18 protein-coding genes are annotated in these 20,043 nt (G+C 42.1%); 11 read left to right on the top strand and 7 right to left on the bottom strand.

Annotation, left to right across the window (positions count from 1 at the left end):
* The first annotated feature begins 21 nt into the window (after window positions 1-21).
* The 4 genes from VKA52_RS09545 to VKA52_RS09530 all read left to right on the top strand — a co-directional run bounded on the left by VKA52_RS09545 (window position 22) and on the right by VKA52_RS09530 (window position 4,431).
* A complete protein-coding gene (locus VKA52_RS09545) occupies window positions 22-1,083 on the top strand; it encodes a glycosyltransferase family 4 protein (protein ID WP_326315385.1) in 1,062 nt (353 codons plus the stop codon).
* A gap of 112 nt (window positions 1,084-1,195) precedes the next feature.
* Window positions 1,196-2,545 (top strand): sugar transferase, encoded by a 1,350-nt coding sequence (locus VKA52_RS09540; protein WP_326315383.1) that lies wholly within the window; start codon window positions 1,196-1,198, stop codon window positions 2,543-2,545.
* A 16-nt stretch (window positions 2,546-2,561) separates the two neighbouring features.
* Window positions 2,562-3,335, top strand: a complete 774-nt coding sequence (locus tag VKA52_RS09535; RefSeq protein ID WP_326315381.1) for a glycosyltransferase family 2 protein — start codon at window positions 2,562-2,564, stop codon at window positions 3,333-3,335.
* A 40-nt stretch (window positions 3,336-3,375) separates the two neighbouring features.
* Window positions 3,376-4,431, top strand: coding sequence for an acyltransferase family protein (locus VKA52_RS09530; protein ID WP_326315379.1), 1,056 nt, complete (start codon window positions 3,376-3,378; stop codon window positions 4,429-4,431).
* A gap of 56 nt (window positions 4,432-4,487) precedes the next feature.
* Here the strand turns inward: VKA52_RS09530 and VKA52_RS09525 are convergent, their stop codons facing one another.
* Window positions 4,488-4,820: a VanZ family protein gene (locus tag VKA52_RS09525; RefSeq protein ID WP_326315377.1), complete on the bottom strand. Its 333-nt coding sequence runs from the start codon at window positions 4,818-4,820 to the stop codon at window positions 4,488-4,490.
* A 232-nt stretch (window positions 4,821-5,052) separates the two neighbouring features.
* On the opposite strand from VKA52_RS09525, the gene VKA52_RS09520 reads away from it, so the two are divergent.
* Window positions 5,053-5,994, top strand: a complete 942-nt coding sequence (locus tag VKA52_RS09520) for an LCP family glycopolymer transferase (protein ID WP_326315375.1) — start codon at window positions 5,053-5,055, stop codon at window positions 5,992-5,994.
* A 216-nt stretch (window positions 5,995-6,210) separates the two neighbouring features.
* Here the strand turns inward: VKA52_RS09520 and VKA52_RS09515 are convergent, their stop codons facing one another.
* The 6 genes from VKA52_RS09515 to VKA52_RS09490 all read right to left on the bottom strand — a co-directional run bounded on the left by VKA52_RS09515 (window position 6,211) and on the right by VKA52_RS09490 (window position 11,851).
* Entirely contained in the window at window positions 6,211-7,014 is an 804-nt protein-coding gene (locus VKA52_RS09515) for a hypothetical protein (RefSeq protein ID WP_326315374.1), read from the bottom strand.
* Window positions 7,015-7,027: 13 nt separating this feature from the next.
* Window positions 7,028-7,819 carry an amidohydrolase family protein gene (locus VKA52_RS09510; protein ID WP_326315372.1) on the bottom strand — a complete coding sequence of 264 codons (792 nt, stop codon included), beginning with the start codon at window positions 7,817-7,819 and terminating at the stop codon, window positions 7,028-7,030.
* Window positions 7,820-7,831: 12 nt separating this feature from the next.
* Entirely contained in the window at window positions 7,832-8,821 is a 990-nt protein-coding gene (locus tag VKA52_RS09505; RefSeq protein ID WP_326315370.1) for a Gfo/Idh/MocA family protein, read from the bottom strand.
* Window positions 8,822-8,833: 12 nt separating this feature from the next.
* The gene (locus VKA52_RS09500; protein ID WP_326315368.1) at window positions 8,834-9,646 is read right to left on the bottom strand and encodes a carbohydrate ABC transporter permease; all 813 of its coding nucleotides are present in this window, start codon (window positions 9,644-9,646) and stop codon (window positions 8,834-8,836) included.
* Between the two features lie 18 nt (window positions 9,647-9,664).
* The gene (locus VKA52_RS09495) at window positions 9,665-10,534 is read right to left on the bottom strand and encodes a carbohydrate ABC transporter permease (RefSeq protein WP_160911322.1); all 870 of its coding nucleotides are present in this window, start codon (window positions 10,532-10,534) and stop codon (window positions 9,665-9,667) included.
* An 81-nt stretch (window positions 10,535-10,615) separates the two neighbouring features.
* Window positions 10,616-11,851: an ABC transporter substrate-binding protein gene (locus VKA52_RS09490; protein ID WP_326315649.1), complete on the bottom strand. Its 1,236-nt coding sequence runs from the start codon at window positions 11,849-11,851 to the stop codon at window positions 10,616-10,618.
* 336 nt (window positions 11,852-12,187) lie between these two features.
* Here VKA52_RS09490 and VKA52_RS09485 point away from each other — a divergent pair, with 336 nt between their 5' ends.
* From VKA52_RS09485 to VKA52_RS09460, 6 genes are all read left to right on the top strand, one after another.
* Window positions 12,188-12,874, top strand: coding sequence for a DUF4867 family protein (locus VKA52_RS09485; protein ID WP_326315366.1), 687 nt, complete (start codon window positions 12,188-12,190; stop codon window positions 12,872-12,874).
* Entirely contained in the window at window positions 12,871-14,628 is a 1,758-nt protein-coding gene (locus VKA52_RS09480) for a solute:sodium symporter family transporter (RefSeq protein ID WP_326315364.1), read from the top strand. Before VKA52_RS09485 ends, VKA52_RS09480 begins: the two co-directional genes overlap by 4 nt.
* 21 nt (window positions 14,629-14,649) lie before the next feature.
* Window positions 14,650-16,701, top strand: a complete 2,052-nt coding sequence (locus VKA52_RS09475; protein ID WP_326315362.1) for an alpha-glucosidase — start codon at window positions 14,650-14,652, stop codon at window positions 16,699-16,701.
* 78 nt (window positions 16,702-16,779) lie between these two features.
* A complete protein-coding gene (sftI, locus tag VKA52_RS09470; RefSeq protein ID WP_326315360.1) occupies window positions 16,780-18,123 on the top strand; it encodes a sulfoquinovose isomerase in 1,344 nt (447 codons plus the stop codon).
* Window positions 18,124-18,140: 17 nt separating this feature from the next.
* The gene (locus VKA52_RS09465) at window positions 18,141-19,307 is read left to right on the top strand and encodes a diphosphate--fructose-6-phosphate 1-phosphotransferase (RefSeq protein WP_326315358.1); all 1,167 of its coding nucleotides are present in this window, start codon (window positions 18,141-18,143) and stop codon (window positions 19,305-19,307) included.
* Window position 19,308: 1 nt separating this feature from the next.
* On the top strand, window positions 19,309-20,028 hold the full coding sequence (locus VKA52_RS09460) for a GntR family transcriptional regulator (RefSeq protein ID WP_326315356.1): 720 nt from the start codon (window positions 19,309-19,311) through the stop codon (window positions 20,026-20,028).
* Window positions 20,029-20,043 lie beyond the last annotated feature (15 nt).

The following is a 20,043-nucleotide window of genomic DNA, read 5'->3' as shown; positions in this document are numbered from 1 at the left end:
ATATGAATAGAGGTGATTGCAATGAATGTCTTGTTACTAACGGATAAATTGAGCTTTGGGGGAGCAGAGATTTACTTCTGTAAGCTTGAAAACCATTTGGAACATCCAGACATCAACTTTTTCTATGCTGCAGGCCCGGGTGATTTGCAAGACAGAATTGAGAATAAGGCCCATTACGTAGAATTAACTAAAGAGAAACATCTTAAAAATTTAATGAAGTTGAAAAAAATAGTAAATATGAATGGTATTTCTTTAATTCACGCAAATAGCTTGCGGATGGTGCTGTATGGAATTGCTCTGAAAATGATGACACGCAAGTCTATTAAATTGCTCTACACCAAGCACAATATCACCTGGTTGGAGCGGAAAAACAGAAGAATATTCTCATCTTTATTGAACAGGTTTGTCGAACGCATCATTACCGTGAGCAACTATGAAAAGAAGTCGCTCTTAGAATCCGGCGTTCGGGAGGAAATCATCAAAACGATTTATAACGGAGTAGACCTAGAGCAGTTCATTTTTAGAGAGACTAGAGAAAACCAAGAATTTAATGTGGGAGTTTTGGCTAGATTATCTAAAGAAAAAAATCTTGAATTCTTTATTGAAGTTGCCAGAAAATGCAAAGGTATGAATAATGTGAACTTTTTTATCGGTGGAGACGGACCTGAACGAAAAAAGTTAGAGGCTATGATCCAACGTCATGGTTTATCCAAGCACGTAAAAATGCTCGGTACAATTAACAATCCCGAAAGATTTATTCGGGACATGGATGTGATGCTGCTCACTTCCAACCGTGAAGTGTTCCCAATGGTTATATTGGAGTCGATGGCTGTAGGAACACCTATCATATCGATTGATCGGGGCGGAATAAGCGAAGCTCTCCTTGAAGATCAAACGGGTTATCTTGTTCCCGATCATTCAACTGTTGCGTTCCAGGAAAAGATTCTGGCGCTTTTAGAAGATTCCAAGAAACACCGTGACCTATCTATGGCGGCAAGACGACGGGTGGAGGAAGAATTTTCGTTGAAAAAAATGGTCAAAGAGACACTTCAAGAATATCTGGATCGAAGAGATATAGTCTAGCGAGGGATGATCATTGAAAAAGAGGGTCCTTTACATGGTTGTTCTCAATTAAGAATAATCATTCTTCATTGAGACGAAAAGTTAAGGATCGTTAACAGAGGAGAGGGATAAAATGAATCAGCCTAAAGGTAACTTTGCTCCTTTTATTTTTATTGACATGGCCCTGCTCTTAAGTGGGTTTTGGATAATCTATCATTTGTTTGAAGGACAGTCTTTCGTTGATTTCCCGTTTCACACAGCATCACTTCCTCTTGCAATAGGAATAGCTTATATAATCTTAACAGCCTTCGGTTCTTACAAAAGATGGGGGATGAAATCCTTCAAAAATCTAATTTACTCTGTATTTTTTATCATGAGCATTTTAGGTTTGTTCATTAGTCTGGGAATCGTTTTCACACCATGGTTCGCTTTTGGTTTAAGCTATTTGGTGGTTTCTATTAGCCTGCAGATGCTTCTAATGTTACTCGTAAGGTTCCTAGTCTGGTCTTTGATTAGGAAAAGAGCAATAAAGCGGGTTTGGTTGATTGGAAATCAGGATTCAAAAATGCATCATTTCCTAGATCAGAAGGAAGGCTGGTACCGGATTTGTGGATCTTCTCAAACAATGAAAGAAGATGAATTTGAAAAATACGGTAAGGATGCGGATACCCTGTTGATCGGATCTGGTTTTAGTACAAAAGAAAGAGTGGAAATGGTACAGCTTGCTTCTAAATATGGGAAAGAAACATTGGTCATACCGGAGCTTTATGAGTTAGGGATTCAGGGGGCCGAAACCTACCAGATGGAAGATACAATTGTCTTTTCTATCCGTCCCTTTCATATACATCCCGTCCAACAATTCCTGAAAAGGGGGATGGATGTGATTGGTTCTATAAGTTTAATTCTACTTACTAGTCCACTACTGATTCTATTAGCCTGGCTGATCCCTTTAACTTCTCCCGGTCCTGCTTTATATAAACAACAACGGTTAGGGATGAAAGGAAAACCTTTTTGGATTTATAAGTTCCGAAGTATGGTTGCCGATGCGGAGAATAAAACCGGGCCGGTCTTAGCAACTGTAAGAGATCCAAGGATTACTCCAATCGGCTCATTTATGCGTGCTACAAGAATAGACGAACTTCCGCAACTGTTCAATGTCTTGAAAGGTGAGATGAGCCTGATTGGTCCTAGACCAGAGAGAGAGTATTTTGTAAAACAATTCAATAAACAGTTTCCCGATTACCATCACCGTCTTGAAGTTAAACCAGGCATCACAGGTTTAGCGCAAGTCTATGCGAAATATACCACTTCAGCGGAAGATAAATTACGATTTGATTTAGCCTATGTGAAAAATTATAGCTTCTTGTCAGATTGGAAGATATTGACCTTAACATTGAAAGTGATCTTCCAACGTGAACAGGCAGAAGGCGTTGATTTGAAAGATTCCATGAAAAGCGTAGGTAAGAAGAGGGCAATTCACTAAAAGGGGAGATGGTCATATGGTTTTGAGAGATTTGGGTAAAGTTTCCGTCATTACTCCTTCATATAATTCAGCGAATTATATATTAGAGGCGATTGAATCCGTGCAATCTCAAACTTATAAGAATTGGGAAATGATTATTGTTGATGACTGCTCCAGCGATGATTCAGTTAACCTTATTGAAGGCAAACAATCGGAAGATGAACGGATCAAGTTTATCAAACTCACGGAAAACGGTGGACCTGCTTTTGCCAGGAATCAAGCGATTCTAGCTGCAACAGGTAAATACCTTGCTTTTTTAGACAGTGATGATTGCTGGCTTTCTCAAAAACTGGAGAAGCAAATTTCATTCATGCATAAAAATGATTATTCTTTTTCTTATACTGCTTATAGGATTATGCAGGAAGAAGGAGAACTTACAGAAACCATATTCCATATGCCTCGTCAGATCACATATAAAGACTTGCTCAAGAATACAGCCATTGGAACTTTGACAGTGGTTCTAGACCAGGAAAAGTTAGGGAAAGTCCAAATGCCCCTCTATCGAGACTGTTCTGAAGATTATGGGTTGTGGATGTCCATTCTCTCCCGAGGGGTGACTGCTTTTGGATTAAATGAAGAGCTCGCGTTATATAGGAAATGTAATGAATCACTTTCCAGCAACAAGTGGAAGTCAGCTCGAAAGACGTGGAATACTTACAGGAAAGTTGGGCGTAGTAATCTTCCTTCAACCATGTGGTATTTTTTGAATTATTCCTTCCGTGCGATGAGGAAACATACGCGAACTCCTTAAACCTGATTTCTCAGAAATAAATATAGGAGAGATGAAGGTTATGAAAAAATCCAATTCCGGTAGATTGGAGATCGTCCAGATTTCCAGAGCTGTGGCTATACTATTTGTACTTATCGGCCATGCAAATAATAACTTTTATCAGCAGATTGGGTATGATTGGCTCAATATAGCCCAATGGGAACGAACAGGGGGCGTGGATTTCTTTTTTATTGTCACCGGATTCATGATTTATTACCTCTATCATAAGCATGCTGGAAACAAGGAAAAAGCCACCCAGTTTTTGATCAAACGAATAGTAAGGATTTTCCCTATGTATTGGATTTTTACAACATTAGCTTTAATCGTGCCTTACGCGTTTCCCCTCCTACAGGAGAGTTACAGTGTGGAGGTCACCCTCAAGTCTTTTTTCTTATTAACAAGTGCTCCCATTTTGAGTTCAGCTTGGTCACTGACACACATCGTAATCTTTTACTTCCTATTTTTTGCCTATATGTATAAACCGGTGATTATGAAACCTGTCATCGGCTTATTGATCGGGTACACTCTTCTTGGAGAAATGAATATCTTTCCCTTCCTTCCAAGCACCATCTTCAATGTTAGTACATTGGAAATTTTCTGCGGAGCGCTCGTCGCTCACCTGTCTATTCATTTCACAAATCGATACGCTGGACTTTGTATTGTTCTAGGGCTGGCTGGCTACGCCCTTACATGGATCCATAATATTTACTCGCTAACCTTTATACCGTTAGCTCTAGCGTACGGGTCATGTTCCATGTTAATCATGTATGGGATAGCGGAAAAGGATAAAACCAAGAGAAATGTCCCACATATCCTATCTTATCTGGGCGGAGCATCCTACTCGATTTATATAGCCCATGGCCCTTTTATAAAAGTATATTTAGTGATATTTGTAAAGTTGAATTTCTTTGATATCATTCACCCTTTTTTCGGGTTGGTCTTGATCATTCTTTTGGTGACGGCTTCATGCTGTATGGTTTATAACATTGTAGAAAAACCTTTGGTCGAAACTTTGAGAAGAACGGTTTTCGGGAAGAAGAGAGTTACAAAACCAGTTCCTCCTTTGCTTGCTAAATAGAAGATGCTACGAGGACATATAATACGGGTCATCTACCTAAATGAAATTCATTTTTGCTATTGATTTAAGGAAGCCCGTACAGTGTCAACGTCGTCCTCTGAATTACGGTGAGAATGATTATTCCTTCTTAAAGAAATCAGGTTAACAATAAAATAAGCGGTCCATACACCACACCAATCTTTGATCAGATCATTGATCGTGAATGACCGACCGTCCACGAACAACTGATGAAATTCATCGGTCAAACCATAGAATGAAGCAAAAATGGCAGCCAGTATATTGGTTGTTTTCGAAAAGCGGTCATGGACTTGTAGAGCAAGGACGATAAGAACATATAAAAGAGCGAACTCAATCAAATGCAAACTTTCCAGGAAGAATCCTAATGTCATAAAATCCACTCCTTAATTGTCTCAATAGAAAGACTTGATTGAATCCAAATAAGAATCATGTAGAGAATGGGCATAAGGGTAATGAGCGCTTTTTTCATAATAAGATCTCCTTCGTTGAACTTATTAATAGTATGGGAGATGAACGATTATTTTATAATTATAGAATTGTAAGTTTTTCCTTTTCGCTATATAATAGAAGGATAAAGTGATAATAAGGTGGAGAGATTTGTAGATGAAACGTACGGATAAGCATAAGAAGAAAAAAGCACGATGGTGGAAAGTAACGCTCGTTTTGTTGGTATTGTTATTAATACCAGCAGGAGTATATAGTTACTCCCTTTACAGTGGGGCCAAAAACACGGTGGATTCAAAAATGCACAAAGAAGTCGCATCCATCGATCATGAACTGACAGAGAAAAAGCGTAAGGAAAAGGAACCACTTAACATTTTGCTGATGGGCGTCGATGAAAGAGCCGGAGATTCCGGGCGTTCTGATGCTTTAATGGTATTGTCTGTCGATCCAAATGACAATCGCAGCCAAATCATCAGCATTCCACGTGACACACGTACAGAGATGGTGGGCAATTCTTCTCATTCTGGAAAACAGGATAAAATTAATCATGCTTACGCCTTTGGTGGAGCAGATATGGCTATCCAAACGGTAGAGAACTTCCTGGAGATCAACCTGGACTATTATGTCCAAGTGAACATGGAAGGTTTGGAAGAAATGGTGGATGCCGTTGGTGGAATCACCATCCAAAACGATATCGAATGGTACGGGAAGAATAACTTCCATTATAAAAAAGGTGAATTGACCATGGATGGCGAAGAAGCTCTCGGCTATGTGCGTATGCGCTATGACGATCCTAAAGGTGACCTTGGTCGTAACGAACGTCAACGTAAAGTTATTCAAGGGATTGTTGATAAAGGGATGAATGTCGGATCCATCAATAAAATCGGTAACGTCATGGACGTACTTGGTAAGAATGTTTCTACCAATATGGATTTCAATACCATGCAGGATTTGATGAAGAACTATAGTGGGGCTAGAGAAAATCTGTCTACCTATCAGATGTCTGGTACTGGCACCAAAATTGATGGAATATATTATTTAGAAGTACCGGATCAGGAAGTGCAGGATGTCCGGGAAATGATCTTGGATTATAATTCATGAGTTTCGAAAGCTGCTTTTATACGAGCGGCTTTTTTCTTTGCATAGGTTTGATAATAGAATAATGGCGAAATAAATATTACCCGGGAAATTATTGTCTGTTTTTAATGAAATACAGACCAATAGCTTCATAGAGGCGGGGTCAATTAGAAAAGACCTGAAGCGTGACTGGGGAGTCCTTCACGCTTCAGGTCTTTAACTCTTAATGGCCTTGGCTTGCTAAGGCTGATTGATCACTTTACGGGCCGTTTCTTTCGTAGCTATAAACTTCAGGTCTGCATGGTTTTGAAGTAAGGTGACTGGATATCGGACATCTTCTTTCCCGCAGGTGGCTTGGTAAAAGGCTTCTTGCTGCCACGCTCCTCCATCACAATAAAGTCGGATTTTCCTTGCATTCATGATATCTTTCATTCCTAAGGTAATGGCCATCGGGGGGAATTCATCAAAACTTCCGCCATTGGTCCGAATACTATTCATCACCTGTGTTTCGGGAGCTAAGGATAGAATTCGAGTTTTGGAGTTTCTGAATTCTTCGATGGTCACTTGATGGAAGCGGGAGATGACAGGTTCATTAAAAGCGACATGCCCGTGCACCCCTACTCCTCCCAAACATAAATCAATGCCTCCAACCTGCTCTATTTGTATGCTTATATCATCGATATTGTACACATCAGGAAAATGACGCTGATCTTTCGGGGGCCTGAGAGAAGGATGGAGGCTTTCGTAAAATTCGTTCATGAACTTTTTGAAGCTGTATGCGTGATCTTCTTCAATGGGACGCCCCTGCCAATCCAGGTATTCATCCATGTTGAAGATATGAACGTTCTTCCAAGAAATTTCTTCGTCATTCGTGATGCGGGCTAGGATGGGGTACGGGCGAACAGGTCCTACGGGCAAAATCAGTCTGGTAAGTAAGTTTTGTCTATTACGCTCCTGGATAAAATCAGCCAAATAACGGGCGAAGTGATGGGCTGATTCTTCTGAACCTTCTGTCAAAGTGTAGGAAACGTCTCGTTTTTTCATCATTTCCCTCCGATCATAAGTTAAGAATTGCTTTCATATTTTCAGAAAAAATACGTTGCTGAGTTGTTTCGTCCAGATTAAGCAGCTCAAAAAGTTTTTTATGGTCGTTATAAGAAGATTGCAAGTCATCGTAATGAACATCTGAACCGAACAAGATTTTTTCAAAAGCTCCCTCCCAATAGAATAGATCCTGAAAGAAAGAAGGAGATTTCCGGTTCCTCCAACCCATGGGTGATCCGGATAGGTCGACATAAGCATTGGGATGAAAGCGAGCCATCATAGCTGCCTCCTCGTGCCATGGCATTCCTAAATGAGCGATAAACATAATCAAGTTAGGGAAGGATCGCGCCACACGGTCTAACATCACCGGACGCATACGGGCAGATGAAACATCATCCTGCTGATCCACTTTCGTTTGCAGAATGAAGCCTGTATGGAAAAGGACAGGCATGCCCAGTTCTTCAATCTTCGCATAGATGGGATCATAGCGGGGGTCATCATAATTGTGCAAAGGCCGCGTCGTTTTAATTCCTCTAAAACCCTGGGTATATAAGCGTTCGACGTCTTCTACTGTCGACTCCCCTAAACGGATAACCCCAAATCCAATCACACGGTCAGGATACTCTTTCATCGCTTTCCTGACATCTTCATTTGTAGGTGAAAGGTCTCCAAGCCAGTTATCTGAGGGGAGACCGAGACCGCTTAAGCAGACACGCTCAATACCGATCTCATCCATCTGTTTTATTAAGCTCTCCATATAATTTGGGACGTTGAGAATGTGGTGGTGCATATCAATGACACTCATACTTTTCCTCCTTTAAGAAAGAGTGAAGTCATTTAACAGAACTTCTTTTCCTGACCGAACCGACTTTTCAGCGGCAAAGGCAATCTTATGACTCCAATAGGCTTCCTCAAGAACCCCATCCAATGTTTTTTCTGATTTGATAAGACGTGCGAATTCTTTCATTTGTTCAACTTCACCTGGATGATCAAAACCTGTCTGGTCAATTCCTCCAAGGTCAAAGAGGGGAGGATTTTCTATGTTCTCTGACATCAGTTTTTGCTGGTTAGGATAATACGTAAATTGATTGTCTTTTTGAAGGACGCCCACTTTAAGATGGTGTTGCTCACAGGATAGGGAAACCCCTAAGTTTCCAAAGGTTCCATCCTCAAATTCAACAATGACCCAGCCGTTTTCGATCATTCCTTCAGTATGGTCTCCTTTAGCGAATACAGAACGAGGAGGGGACTTTATGAGATTGACCATAAGATCAAAATGGTGGATGTTTTTCTCTAAGAATGTACCACCGGACCGGGTTCGTTCCAGTCGCCAACTTTCACTCCCAGAACGAAAGGGAGGTCTGAACTCATGGCACCAAATGGATAGAAGGGTGCTTGTGTTCACATGTTTTTTTAAGCGAGTGAAACCAGGGTCATGTCTTAGTTCTGTTCCAATGTCAAAAGTTTTCTCGTACGCCTTTATTTTTTTATATAGGTCTATGAATTGGTCATATCTAGCAACCATAGGCTTTTCTGCGAAAATAGCTACTTGATTTTTCATCGCTGTGATAATATTTTTTGCGTGGAGGTCGTTAGGTGTAGCAATGACGACAGCATCGACCCTCTTATTCCTATACAGTTCTTCTTCGTTGTGAAAAAAATGCGCCTCCGGGTAGAGGTGTTCAACAAACGCCTTTGATTCTTTATCGACATAACCTACCACTGAAAATTCGTTGGTATGTTTCATGGCTTTAAGTAAGGATTTTGAACGATTCCCAGCACCGATCAATCCAATCGAAATGGTCATCTCCACAGCTCCTTATCCTTTTACTGATCCTGCTGTCATTCCAGCTATGAAGTATCTCTGCAGCAACACATAGGCAATTATCATGGGTGCTGAAGCAATCATGACACCCGTAAACAGCATCGGGAAGTTTGTCATATACTGCCCTTGGAATTCTAATAAAGCGAGCGGCAGGGTTTTATATTCGTCTTTCGTGATGAACAGCAAAGGATATAACAAGTCATTCCAATGCATGACAAAAAGGAAGATGGCCGTTGCAGATATTGAAGGCAAAGATAACGGCAGGGCAATTCTGCGGTACACCTGCCAATTGTTCGCTCCATCAATGGTACAGGCTTCAAATAATTCTTTCGGAATGGTTTTCATGAATCCGGTCAAAATGAACACCGCAACGGGTAAGGTCACGGATATATTGACGATCATTAACCCACTGAGTGTATTGGTTAAGTCCAACCTGTAAATCAATGAGTAGAGTGGAATCATATTTACCTGGGCTGGGACCATCATTCCTAGGGTGAATAAGCCGAAAAGTAATCCTCCCATCCACTTGTTCATTCTTGTAATGGCATAGGCAATTAAACTGGCAAAGAACAAGGTGAACGTTACGGATACAAGGGTCACGATGACACTGTTCTTAAAATATGTAGCCATCGCAGTTTCATTAAAGATTTGTACATAGTTGGAGAAGTTGAATGATTCAGGCAGTCCTATGGGATTCTCATACATTTGCGATGTGGTTTTAAATGTAGAGAAGAAGACGGTCAACATGGGAATGATGATGATGGCTGCGTAAATGAAGAGCAGCACTCTTTTTCCTAATCGATCCATGGATTCTTTCCCTCCTTTTTACGTAGCTCTTGATCTTAAGACTCTCATTTGAACGATCGTGATAATCGCAATGACAATCATGAAAATGACAGATTCAGCGGATGCATATCCAAAGCGGTAGCTCCGAAAAGCCGTATTGTAAATTAGCGTGGCTAAAATTTCTGTCGAGTAGTTCGGGCCACCCCTTGTCATGGCAAAGATCAAATCGAAGGCCTTAAACGATTGAATCGTTGTATAAGCCACAACAATCGTAGCCGCAGGTGCCACCAGAGGCCAGGTGACTTTCTTGAACGTCTGCCATTTGTTTGCTCCTTCCATTTTGGCCACCTCATATAAATCTTTCGGAATCCCCTGTAGGCCAGCGACGAAGATAATCAGCATCTGCCCCGTATGGAACCAGACTTGAACAGCGGAAATGGAGTAAATAGCGATATCTTCATTGCCTATCCAATTCAATGCGAGTGAATCCAGGTTAATAGCCTGCATGACCGTGTTGATTAGTCCGAGGTTCGGGTCATACATATAGGACCAAATAAAAGCAACGGAAACGGAAGATAAAATCGTTGGAAAGAAGTAAAGCGCCCTTAAAAACACACTGCGTTTCGAGTTCTTCGTTAAAAACAGGGCGAAAACTAAAGAAAACAAGGTTTGAAAGATGACGACAAACAGCATGAATTCAATATTATTCACTAATGATTTACGAAAAATAGCATCAGCCGTGAAGATTTCCACGTAATTGCTGACTCCTACAAAATCGTACTCTGTAGATAATCCATCCCAGTTTGTGAAGGAATAGAAAAGAGCACTTATTGTAGGGTAAATAAAAAAGATCAAATACAAGATCAATCCTGGAACAACAAATAGGTAAATGGATTTTCCAGCTTTCATAAGTGCCTCCTTAGTCATAAATAGAAGAAGAAAGCGTCTGTTTTCATGAACCGCGCTTTCTTCCCCTATAAGGAATCTTGGTTATTTTACAAATTGATCGACCACTTTTTGTGCTTCAGCTGCAGCTTCTTCGGGATCTGTCCCTCCGATGACGGATTGTATGGAAGCGATGACCGCTTTTTCAATATCCGCACTATTGATTAAGTAGCGAGGTTGGAAGCGTGTTTCTTTATCCATCCAATCGGCCGTGTTTTTCAATACTTCAGACTCATAATTCACATCGTTTACGGTTAGGTGCTGTCCCGTTTCGTTTGCATAAGTACTGGCATTCTCAGGCTGGCTTAAGAACTCAATGAATTTCTTCGCTTCGTCTTGTGTGTCAGAGTTCTTATTAACAGCCATCATGAATGTCGTGGTGTGAATCCCTTCATAGACGGCTTCATCTGCAGGAACCGTGATCGGTGCCAGAAGGCCAAGCTTCATGTCTGGATTCTGTTCTTTAATACTAGCCATGGCATACGAACCACTTCCGAGCATCGCTGCTTTTTCTTGAGCCATTAGTGCGATCGCTCCGTCGTGTTTTGTTCCAAGGGAATCATCCTGGAAATACCCTTTGTCGGCTAGTTCCTTGAATTGACTTAGTGTTTTGACCCACCACTCGTCCGTCAATTTTGTTTCTCCATTTTCCAATTGTGTAAAGATATCTTCATCTGTTGCATTATTCATCATCATACTGTTCATTAATTGTCCTGGACCAATGTCTGCACCAGGGAAGGCCATTGGGGCGTATCCATTTTCCTTCAACGTTTCATTCATAGCTAAAAACTCTTCCCAACTCTCAGGGATTTCAATTCCCAACTCCTCGAATATCCCTTTGTTGTAGACGGGCTGGTTGAACACCAACTGATAAGGAACGGCCCACTGTTTCCCGTCTTTTTGACCAGCTTCAAGTAAACTCTCATTAAAGTTGGAGAGTAATTCTTCTCCAGATAGATCTGTCATCAATCCTGCTTTATCCATAATTTCGAATTGAGAACCTGGAAAGGATGTGAATACATCGCCGACTTCCCCATCTCGAATGAGTGTCTGTGCTGTGGATTGATATTGTTCGGATGGATAAATGGTCATATCCACTTTAATTCCTTCATTTTCCTTTTCAAACTTTTCAATGAGCTGATCGAAAACCTCTTTATCTTCCCCACGCCAATGAATGAAACTGATCGTTTTACTTCCATCAGCATTATCAGATTCACCAGAGCTTTCCGATGAACAAGCGCCTAGAACCATTGTCATTAGAATAAAAACGGCAAGCATCATATGCTTAACATTCACTAATTCGTCCCCCTTTTGTTTTACATACTAACGTTGCTACCTTAATTAATAACGTTACAACCTTTAATTCCGCACCTCCTCTATTGATAACGCTTTCATTGTCTAATATTATATGGACAGACCCTGAATATTTCAACACTTTTTAGAAAATTAAAAATTTTATATCAGGTATAAATATGATTAAATCGCTGTTTCATGCGGTTTCGTGGAAGGTAATTAAAATTTCCTCTTGCCAGATTGAATGCGCTTCCAGTACAATGAATAACAACAAAGATACCTACGTTTAATAAAAGGTAGATATCTTTAATGTGGAGGGATGATATGCTGGACCAATTGCAAAAGATGAATGTTTCTCTAAATATTCGACACGTGGAGGATAGTTCCTTTAAGAATTTCGGACGAATACTTGAAAGGTTTCCTGATGAAGATCTCATTCCATTGACTGAAGATCTTCCGGTTCCCGAGAGTGGGAATGTATATGTCCCTTCTGAACCTACTTTGGAGTTAAAAGGTTTGAAAAGCACCATTCAGAAAAGGTACTACGGTGGGATGGATATTCAAATTGGCTACTGTAATGGGAACAATTCCAATTTAGGTGGACTGGAATATCATAAAGGCAGTGAAATTAATGTGGCTGCAACGGATATGGTCCTGCTTTTAGGGCATTTGAATGACATGGAGGAGAGTACTTTTTCTACAAATCATTTGAAAGCGTTTTATATTCCGAAAGGGTATGCGATCGAAATGTTCCAAACGACCCTTCACCTCGCTCCTTGTAAAGTGACCGGTGAAGGATTCAAATGTATAGTCATTTTACCTGAAGGTACCAATACTCCATTAAAGGATGAAGAAAAAGGGGAAGACTCCTTACTTTTTATGAGAAATAAATGGCTGATTGCCCATGAAGAACATCAAAGGTTTGTCTCTCAAGGGGCATATGTCGGGATTAAAGGTCCCAATGTATTTGTACAATATTTGAACGATAAAGAAGGAGGAAGTCAATCATGAGTATTCTATATACACTGGTCACGTGTATCTTGTTTATGGGATTGGTCGGATGGGTGTCTTACCGGAAGGCGAAAGGGCAGGTCAATGATTCTGATGGGTATTTTCTGGCCGGTCGTGGATTAACAGGTGGGTTTATTGCTGGTAGTTTGCTGCTGACGAACTTATCTGCAGAACAATTGATTGGTCTAAATGGACAGGCTTATCGCACGAACTTGTCCAACATGGCTTGGGAAGTGACAGCACCAATTGCTGTCATCATTATGGCATTGATCCTGCTTCCTAAATACTTAGGTGGGGCATTTTCCACTCTTCCGGAATTTTTAAGTACACGATTTGATGATGGTGTCAGACGTTACATAGTGGTCCTGTTTATGCTCGGGTATGCGTTTGTCACCATACCATCCGTTCTTTATTCCGGCGCACTAGCGGTGCTGAAGCTCTTTGATGTTCCAGGTCTCTTAGGTATTTCTTTCGAATCATCGGTCTGGCTCGTTATCTGGGTGATTGGTATTATCGGTGCCATTTATGCGATTTTCGGCGGATTGAAAGCGGTTGCAGTATCTGATACGTTAAATGGAATTGGTTTGCTGTTGATTGGTTTAATGATTCCTGTGATCGGACTTTTCGTACTAGGGGACGGAAACTTCTTTCAAGGGTTCAAGACGATGGCTACTGATAATGCAGACAAGTTGAATGCGATTGGTGGAAAAGATGATTCTGTTCCATTTTCCGCTATATTCACTGGGATGATCTTCATGAATATGTTCTATTGGGGGACGAACCAGTACGTGATTCAGCGTGCCCTGGGAGCAAAGAACTTGGCGGAAGGTCAAAAAGGGGTCTTGTTCTCCGGTTTTTATAAGCTTGTTGTACCTATTCTCATGATGATTCCAGGAGTTATTGCTTTCCATCTATATGGGTCAGGGTTCCAAACGGTCGATTTGGCTTATCCAACCATGGTGACCAATTTGATGCCTACGATCTTCTCTGGATTGTTTTTAGCTGTTCTTCTGGGAGCGGTGTTCTCAAGCTTTAACTCACTTTTGAACTCAGCGGCAACGATGTTTGCTTTAGATGTGTACAAGCCTGGTTTTAAGCCCGATGCTTCTGATGAACAGTTGATTCGGGTAAGTAAATATTTCGGTACGATTTTGGCACTCGTTTCATTCTTTATTTCCCCGATGCTCATGAGTGCACCGGATGGCCTTTGGGACATCATTCGTAAGTTTACTGGATTCTTTAACATCCCAATCATCGCGATTGTGCTCGTAGGAATTGCATCCAAGTTTGTTCCGCCACTGGGCGCGAAGATTGCAGTGATTTTTCACGTCATTACGTACTACATGCTTGTATGGGGATTGAACCAGATGTTCGGCATTGAAATCACGATGAACTTCATCCATATTTCTGCCATCCTTTTTGTTATCGAAGTCGGTATTATGTTGGCAGTCGGATATATTCGCCCACTTTCCAAACCTTATTCGTTCAAGCATGCTCCAAAAGTGGACATGGTCCCGTGGAAGTATGCGATTCCGACAGCGATTATTTTGTTGAGTTTGATTGTATTTACTTACATCGTCTTCTCTCCAATCGGGCTTGCATATCCGGACGCGGTGGTTTCCCAGTGGTTCTGGATCGCTTCTGGTGTGTTGATTGGTTTAACTTCTGTAGCACTGGTCTTTGCTATGAAGAAATGGGAAAAGAAATATGACCGTGTCGTAGAAAAACAAATGAAAAAAGCGGCTAATCTATAATTTTTAAGGAGGAGTTCATCTATGCAGACGAAACAAAAACAAGGGCTATCCATTCAATATCAGGGAAATACGTTCGAAGTTGTACTCGATGGACGTAAGATCCTTGAACATACACCGACGTCCCCGTGTTTATTTGTCGGTCAAGGAGAAGAAAAAATTGAGATGTACCGTGGAAATTATGAGATCGAAGATTATGTGGTGGAACGCTTCGGACTGAGAAGTTTTGAAGTTATTGAAGAAAGCGCACAGGGTTTCCGTATTGATTTTAAGCGGACTTCCATGGATTCTGAAACTCTATCTGTAGCCTTCAGCTATGAAAATAAAAATCTGAAACTGGATTTTTCAGGAGATCGAAAGGTCTTCAATCGTTTTTGGGTTCGTATCCCTGCTGATTCCACAGAAAAGGTGTACGGATGCGGGGAGCAGATGTCTCACCTGAATTTGCGGGGCAAGCATTTCCCACTTTGGACCTCTGAGCCAGGTGTTGGCCGGAACAAAAACACGTACACCACTTTTCTAGCAGACCTTCATGATAAGGCGGGGGGCGACTATTATCATACCAATTACCCTCAGCCAACATTCCTGTCTTCGAAGAAGTATTTCTGTCATGTCGATACCACTGCCTATGCCGACTTTGATTTTCGAAAAGATCATTATCATGAACTTCAAGTGTGGGAAGTCCCGTCGCAAATCATGTTTGAAACGGGAGCGAGCATCAAAGAGGTAGTGTCTCGACTGACTCATCATCTAGGGAGACAGCCGGAGCTTCCCGAATGGACGTATGATGGCATCTGGCTCGGTATGCAAGGCGGCACGGATGAGGTTCAAAAGAAAATCGATGCTGCGCGTGATAAAGGCATGAAGGTAGGGGCTGTCTGGGCTCAGGATTGGCAAGGGAAAAGAGTGACCTCTTTTGGCCGCCGTTTGAACTGGAACTGGCAGTGGGATGAGAATGAATATCCTGAACTGGACCAAAAATTGAAAGAATGGAAAGAACAAGGCATCCGTTTCTTAGGCTATATTAATCCATATTTGATTTTAGATGGAGCATTGTATAAAGAAGCTGCGGCGAATCATTATTTTGTCCTCAATCAACAAGAAGACGTTTATTTAGTTGACTTCGGTGAGTTTGACTGCGGAATTGTCGATCTTACGAATCCGTCAGCCTTTGAATGGTATAAGCGCGTCATTCAAAAGTACATGATTGATTTCGGTCTTGATGGCTGGATGGCTGATTTCGGAGAATACTTACCGACCGATGCCAAACTCCACAATGGTGAGCCGGCGATGCTTATGCACAATGCGTGGCCGATGCTGTGGGCAAAAGTGAATTTCGAAGCTGTTGATGAAGCTGGTAAAACAGATGACATAGTCTATTTCATGCGTGCAGGCTACACAGGAAGCCAAAAGTACTGCCGTTTGTTGTGGGCGGGAGATCAGAGCGTCAACTGGGATCTTGATGATGGGATCGCGTCTGTCATCCCTGCTGCACTTTCAGCGGGTCTTGTAGGTAATGGACTTCACCACAGTGACATCGGTGGATACACGAGTTTGCATGGAAACAAGCGTTCCAAGGAATTGCTACTTCGCTGGGTGGAACTCGCTGCTTTCACGCCGGTAATGAGAAGTCATGAAGGAAATCGCCCGACCGATAGTCACCAGTATGATCATGATGAAGACACGATGAATGCATTTATTAGAATGACAGATGTCCATGTGACATTGACTCCTTATTTAAAAGATCTTGTGAAAGAAAATGCGGAAAAAGGGGTTCCGGTTCAAAGACCGTTGTTTATGGAATTTGAAGATGACGCACAGACGTATGACCTTCAATACCAATACATGTTGGGAGACGATGTGCTTGTTGCACCTGTCTACGAGGAAGCAGCGAGCCAGTGGAATGTTTATCTTCCGAATGAAACATGGGTTCACCTCTGGAGCGGTGAAGAATTTGACGGCGGCCATGTAGAAGTTTCCGCTCCTATCGGTCAGCCTCCTGTTTTTTATAAAAAAGAATCCGCCTACGCCGATCTCTTTGAGAAGATTCGGGAAAAACATATGCCTATAAAATAAAAAGGTAATAACCTTTGTTAAAAGGTAGGTATGTATGGTATGATGTTTTCAAATGAAGAAAAAAGGTGGGACGGATCAATGAGTATGAAAGTATTGTATCTTCCAATTGGGAGAAAAACATTTGATTTAGAAGCAGGAGAAACCCAAAGGAAAAAGAGTTCGGAGATGTTGAACGAGTTAGGCATTGAAGTGATTGAACCTGAGGGCATCCTTACTTCACCAGATGACTTGAACGACTTTTTGAAAGCGATTGCTAAGGATGACATCGGCGTTTCCATTTATCAAAGTGTCACGTTCGCGGATGGTGAATTTGTTGAAACACTGATCAAGCAGGTGGAAGCGCCTGTCATGGTGTGGTCCATTCGTGAACCGAGCATTAACGGACGTTTGCGCTTAAACTCCTTAACGGGTGGGAACAGCACCAGCCACGTGTTGAAATGTGCGAAGCATCCTTATTCCTTCCTTTTCGGGAATCCGGAAGAGGCTCAAATTCGCGGGCGTTTAAAAAAATATTTAAAAGTTCAGCAGATGATTCAAGATTTAAAGCAATTCAAAATTGGCGTCATTGGGGAACACCCTCCTGGCTTCTTTTTCTCAGGAACAGACGAAGAGATGCTTCACAAGCAACTGGGGGTTGAAGTGAAAAGTGTGGACTTGATGAAAGCCTTCGAAGAGTCTAAGAAACTATCAGAAGGAGAATGGGAACATGCGATTGACCGAGCTCAGCAGCAGGTGATCGGTTTGAACAGAAATGATGAAACAGTCCAGCGCTTTGCTCAGTTCACGACTTATGTCGAGTCTGTCGTTAATCAAGAAAACCTTTCAGGACTCGCCATCCGCTGCTGGCCGGAGTTTTTCAATGAATTAGGAGCAGCCGCTTGTTCAACACTTTCCCAATTTACCGAAGACGGAATCGTCTCTTCTTGTGAATCGGATATCCATGGTTCTGTTTCCATGTTTATTTTACAGCAACTGAGTGGAGGAAAAGCGCCTTACTTAGGAGATATGGTTCATGTGAATGAAGCGAGTAATTCAGTCGTCTTCTGGCATTGCGGCGCAGGTGCCTACTCTCTTGCTCACCCTGACCAGGGAGCGCAGCCTGGCGTGCACCCGAACCGTAAACTCGGATTTACGATGGAATTTGGTCTGAAGCCAGGGCAGGTAACGATGTTCCGCGTCAGCTATACACCAGATGGGTATCGTCTGCTTATCATGAGAGGAAACGCATTGGATACTCCGAAACGATTCAACGGGACGTCTGTAGAAGTAGAACTTGAGACGGAGATCAATGACACGCTGTACAGTTTAATGGAAGAAGGTTTTGAGCCTCACTATGCTCTCGTTTACGAAGATGTCGTTGAAGAGCTTGTGGAACTTGGGCGTCAACTGGACCTTGAAACTATCGTCTATACGAAAGATTGATTGAAGGAGGACACCTGATGAAACATGTCGCAGTAGGGCAGGCAGGAGGACCGACAGCTGTCATCAACGCTACCCTGGCTGGTTTTGTTGAAAGTGTAAAAGAACAGTGTCAATTGACCTTCGTTGAAGGAGGTTATCAAGGTCTGGTGGAAGAGAACTTTCTTTACGGTGATTCGGAAGTCATTGATTGGATTCTTGAGAATCAGTCAGTGCCGGGGGCGTGCTTACAATCCGGGCGTTATCCTTTTAACGATGAGGCGATTGCTCAAGCGGTCCATTCCCTGAAGAAGCACCAAATCGATACCCTCGTATTTATCGGTGGGAATGGGACGATGGAAGCTTTGTTAAAAGTGAAAAAAGAAGCCGAACGTCAGGGTTACACTCTGCAGGTACTCGGACTTCCGAAAACGGTGGATAATGACTTAGGAGGCACAGACCATGCTCCTGGTTTCGCAAGTGCAGCGAGATCGATTGCGCAGACGACGAAAGATTTGAGCCGTGATTTATATTCCATGAAGAATTTTGAGCAGGTCCGCATATTGGAAACGATGGGCAGGAATGCCGGGTGGTTAGCTGCCGCTGCAGGAGCCTGGAGAGAGTATGCGGAGGAAGGCCCCCATTATATAGCTCTTCCTGAACAGCCATTGAATAAGGAAACTTTGTTAACAACAGTCAAAGAAGCTTTGAGTTCCTATGGTTACGCGATCGTTGTGGTCAGTGAAGGGGTTCAGTGGGAACAAGGATCTCAAATTGAACTCAATCAAGTGGGCGGACGCTCCATTCTTGGGGGTATTTCCAAGGAAGTCAGTGAATTTATCAAGGAAGAATTAAATGTAAATACAAGGGCGGAACTGTTGGGGATGAATCAACGGGCGGACACATCGGCTTTATCCCCCATCGATACCTATGAAGCTTATCAAATTGGCAGAGAAGGTGGTCGATGGGTGATGGAAGGGTATGATGAAGTAATGGTCGCTGTTGGGCGAAAAGCATCAAACTATTATACAATGGAGATAAAACCTGTAAAACTTGAAAAAGTGATTGCTGAGGGAGAACGGCTGTTACCAGCTCAATTCATCACAGATCTAAAGGCTTATTACCAATGGTTGACTCCACTGTTAGGAGGTGACCGGCCTTCTTATCCTCCGCTTTCGAGAAGGAGAGTCGAATATAGTGAACACTAAAGTGAACCCCAACAAAGATTTAGCCCTTTACTTACAATTGAAAGAATTATTCATTGATCGTATCCATAATGGACAATGGGAAGCAGATAAATTGATTCCGACCGAGCAGGAACTTATGAAGGAATTCGACGTCAGCCGCACAACGATCCGTCAGGCCATTTCCATTCTCGTGCAGGAAGGATTGGTAGAAAAGAAACAAGGGCGCGGAACTATCGTGAAACCTAGAAAATTGAGCGGAAACTTAAGTCAATTGAAAGGGTTCGCGGAAGAGGTTCTGGAACGCGGGCAAGTTCCTCGAAGCAAGTTGATCCGGGCAGAGTTTAAATCCAATCTCCATCATGAAAAGTCCATGCTTGAGGTCAAAGACGATGAACCCATCTTGTTAATCGAGCGGATTCGTTTAGCGGATGAAATACCTGTAGCCCTTGAACGTACATGCTGGCCGAAAGAGATCGGCGAAATCCTGATGAAGCACAATTTAGATGAAGCGCGTTACTACGAAATCCTTGAAAACTACAACATTTATTTGAATAGAGCCAGCGAAAAGATAGCAGCCATCAATGCAACCATTGATGAAGCAGATGCTCTCGGAATACGGGGAGGCGAAGCTCTTCTTGAAATGACGAGGCTGAGTTTCGGTGTCAATGAACGGCCGATTGAATATACGAAAACGAAATATCGTAACGATCAATACCATTATAGTCTTGAACTTAAACGATAAAAGGAGTGGTCCTCT

Source organism: Halobacillus sp. HZG1, assembly GCF_035818575.1.
Lineage (GTDB): Bacteria > Bacillota > Bacilli > Bacillales > Halobacillaceae > Halobacillus > Halobacillus litoralis.
This window is presented reverse-complemented; position numbering and strand designations above follow the sequence as displayed.

Coding starts and splice junctions, on each gene's coding strand:
- VKA52_RS09545 (WP_326315385.1), top strand. CDS start 22: ATGAATGTCTTGTTACTAACGGATAAATTGAGCTTTGGGGGAGCAGAG.
- VKA52_RS09465 (WP_326315358.1), top strand. CDS start 18,141: ATGAAACATGTCGCAGTAGGGCAGGCAGGAGGACCGACAGCTGTCATC.
- VKA52_RS09500 (WP_326315368.1), bottom strand. CDS start 9,646: ATGGATCGATTAGGAAAAAGAGTGCTGCTCTTCATTTACGCAGCCATC.
- VKA52_RS09490 (WP_326315649.1), bottom strand. CDS start 11,851: ATGATGCTTGCCGTTTTTATTCTAATGACAATGGTTCTAGGCGCTTGT.
- VKA52_RS09540 (WP_326315383.1), top strand. CDS start 1,196: ATGAATCAGCCTAAAGGTAACTTTGCTCCTTTTATTTTTATTGACATG.
- VKA52_RS09480 (WP_326315364.1), top strand. CDS start 12,871: ATGAGTATTCTATATACACTGGTCACGTGTATCTTGTTTATGGGATTG.
- sftI (WP_326315360.1), top strand. CDS start 16,780: ATGAGTATGAAAGTATTGTATCTTCCAATTGGGAGAAAAACATTTGAT.
- VKA52_RS09505 (WP_326315370.1), bottom strand. CDS start 8,821: ATGACCATTTCGATTGGATTGATCGGTGCTGGGAATCGTTCAAAATCC.
- VKA52_RS09485 (WP_326315366.1), top strand. CDS start 12,188: ATGCTGGACCAATTGCAAAAGATGAATGTTTCTCTAAATATTCGACAC.
- VKA52_RS09510 (WP_326315372.1), bottom strand. CDS start 7,819: ATGAGTGTCATTGATATGCACCACCACATTCTCAACGTCCCAAATTAT.
- VKA52_RS09530 (WP_326315379.1), top strand. CDS start 3,376: ATGAAAAAATCCAATTCCGGTAGATTGGAGATCGTCCAGATTTCCAGA.
- VKA52_RS09475 (WP_326315362.1), top strand. CDS start 14,650: ATGCAGACGAAACAAAAACAAGGGCTATCCATTCAATATCAGGGAAAT.
- VKA52_RS09525 (WP_326315377.1), bottom strand. CDS start 4,820: ATGACATTAGGATTCTTCCTGGAAAGTTTGCATTTGATTGAGTTCGCT.
- VKA52_RS09535 (WP_326315381.1), top strand. CDS start 2,562: ATGGTTTTGAGAGATTTGGGTAAAGTTTCCGTCATTACTCCTTCATAT.
- VKA52_RS09495 (WP_160911322.1), bottom strand. CDS start 10,534: ATGAAAGCTGGAAAATCCATTTACCTATTTGTTGTTCCAGGATTGATC.
- VKA52_RS09520 (WP_326315375.1), top strand. CDS start 5,053: ATGAAACGTACGGATAAGCATAAGAAGAAAAAAGCACGATGGTGGAAA.
- VKA52_RS09515 (WP_326315374.1), bottom strand. CDS start 7,014: ATGAAAAAACGAGACGTTTCCTACACTTTGACAGAAGGTTCAGAAGAA.